This window comes from Methylobacterium variabile (assembly GCF_001043975.1).
In the GTDB taxonomy this organism is placed as follows: Bacteria; Pseudomonadota; Alphaproteobacteria; order Rhizobiales; family Beijerinckiaceae; genus Methylobacterium; species Methylobacterium variabile.
In genome coordinates, this window is record NZ_LABY01000357.1 from 1 (window position 1) to 2,368 (window position 2,368).

At 75.2% G+C, this 2,368-nt stretch carries 2 protein-coding genes; one reads left to right on the forward strand and one right to left on the reverse strand.

What is annotated here, in order from left to right:
• The coding region (locus VQ02_RS38500) for a PAS domain-containing protein (protein WP_048448482.1) at window positions 1–1,048 on the reverse strand (1,048 nt) is incomplete at its 3' end.
• A 304-nt stretch (window positions 1,049–1,352) separates the two neighbouring features.
• On the opposite strand from VQ02_RS38500, the gene VQ02_RS32900 reads away from it, so the two are divergent.
• Window positions 1,353–2,368, forward strand: a 1,016-nt coding sequence (locus VQ02_RS32900; RefSeq protein WP_048448483.1) for a dihydroxyacetone kinase subunit DhaK, incomplete at its 3' end; no start/stop codon positions are given.

Here is a 2,368-nt window from a genome sequence, read left to right on the forward strand (position 1 = left end):
GGGCCCCGCCCCCGGTGAGCTGGCCCACCGCCTCCATCTTCTGCGACTGGCGCAGCGCCTCCTCGGCCCGCATCAGCTCGGCGGTGCGCTCGGCGACGCGCTGCTCCAGCGTCTCGGTCAGGGCGCGCAGCATCGCGGTGGCGCGGTCGCGCTCCGCCTCGACGGCGCGCCGCTCGTCCACGTCGATGAGGACGCCGGGAAAGCTCAGCGGCGTCCCGTCCGGGGCGTGGTCGACCCGCCCGTTGGCCTCCAGCCAGTAGTACTGCCCGTCGGCGCGCCTCGTGCGGTACTGGTGCGCGTAGGCGCCGCCGCGGATCACCACCGCGTCGATCGCCGCGATCAGGCCGGCCCGGTCGTCCGGGTGCACCGTCTCGATCACCTGCTCCAGGCTCAGGCCCTCGCGGCCGAGGGCCGGGTCGAGGCCGAAGCTGCGGGCGAAGGCCTCGTCGACGGTGAAGCGGTCGGTCGGCAGGTCCCAGAACCAGGTGCCGATGATCGCGCCGGCCGAGAGGGCCAGCCGGACCCGCTCGATGTTCTCCCGGGCGATCGCCTCGCTCTCCCGCAACCGCCGCGTCGCGGTGACCTGGGCGGTGGTCTCGTTGGTGAGGATGAACAGGCCGGAGACGCGTCCCTCGCCGTCGAGGACCCGCGAGTAGGAGAAGGTCCACCAGGTGTCGGCCTCGCCCCGGTCGGTGCCGAGCTTCCACGGCAGGTCGACGAAGCGCCGGCTGCGGCCGGCCAGGGCGTCGTCGATGATGGGCTTCGCCTGCTCCCAGCCGTCGGCCCAGACCCGGTCGAAGCGCTCGCCCATCGCCCAGCCGAGCCGGGGCCCGAGCAGCGGGAAGTAGGTCTCGTTGAAGAAGAAGTGCAGGTCCGGCCCCCAGGCCAGGATCATGCTCTCGGGCGAGTTCAGCACCAGGCTCAGCGCCGTGCGCAGGGCCTCGGGCCATGTCTCGGGCGGCCCCAGCGGGTGGCCCGCCCAGTCGCGTGCGCGGATCATGTCGGCCGCTCGGCCGCCGCCGGCCAGGAACGGAAGGAGGTCGCTCATCGGCTCCGCGGCACGTTCACGAAGGGAGGGTCGGGACTGCGCCGCCGCGAAACTGCCCCGGCGGGTCTCCAGGTCCAGGTCGCGCCATCGAGGCCGCGCCGTCGAGATCACATGATGGACGTCACGACATCAAGGTCATGTCCCGGGCGCCGTGGCGATGCCCGCCCGACGGCGGATTCGTGCCTTATCGCCTGCCGCCGCCGATTCGGCAAAGCTTGTTCACCGGCGCGGCGATGGCGGGCATGACGCGCATTTGGCAGGATCGGCCGCGCCGCGGCGCAGCCGCCAGGGGAGGACCGACCGGATGGCCCACTTCATCAACGACCGCGCCGCCCTGGTGGCGGAGGCGGTGGACGGCCTCGTCGCGGGCAGCGGCGGGCGGCTCGCCCGCCTCGACGGCGACCCGTCGATCCGGGTCGTGCTGCGGGCGGACTGGGACCTTGAGCGGGTCGCGGTCGTCTCGGGCGGCGGCTCGGGCCACGAGCCGGCCCATGCGGGATTCGTCGGGCGCGGCCTCCTCACGGCGGCGGTCTGCGGCGACGTGTTCGCCTCGCCCTCGGTCGACGCGGTCCTGGCGGCGATCCTGGCGGTGACCGGGCCGGCGGGCTGCCTCGTCGTCATCAAGAACTACGCCGGCGACCGGCTGAACTTCGGCCTGGCGGCCGAGCGTGCCCGGGCGCTCGGTCTCGCGGTCGAGACCGTCACGGTCGCCGACGACGTCGCGATCCCGGGTGCGGCCCAAGCACGGGGCATCGCCGGCACCCTCCTGGTGCACAAGGTGGCGGGTCACGCCGCGGAGAGCGGGCGGGCGCTGCCCGAGGTCGCGGCGGCCGCCCGGGCGGCGGCGGCCGGGGTGAGGTCCCTCGGCATCGCGGTCTCGGGCTGCACGATGCCGGGCGGGACGGCGGAGGTCCGCCTCGCCCCCGGTCAGGCCGAGCTCGGCCTCGGGATCCACGGCGAGCCGGGCATCGAGCGCATCGCCCTGCCGCCGGCCGCGGCGCTCACGGGGCTCATGACGACCCGCCTCGGCGACGCGGTCGCGGGGGACGGGCCGCTCGCCCTCCTCGTCAACAACCTCGGCGGCACCACGGCGCTGGAGATGCAGGTCCTGACCCGGGCGGTGCTGGCCACGCCCCTGGGTGCCCGCGTGCGCCTGCTCCTCGGGCCGGCCGCCGCCATGACGGCCCTCGACATGCACGGCGCCTCGCTCTCGGTCATGCCCCTCGATTCCGCGACCGAGGCGGCGCTGACCGCCGCGACCGAGGTGCCGGCCTGGCCGCGGGCCATCGCCGTGGCCCCGCCCGACACCCGCCCCCTGCC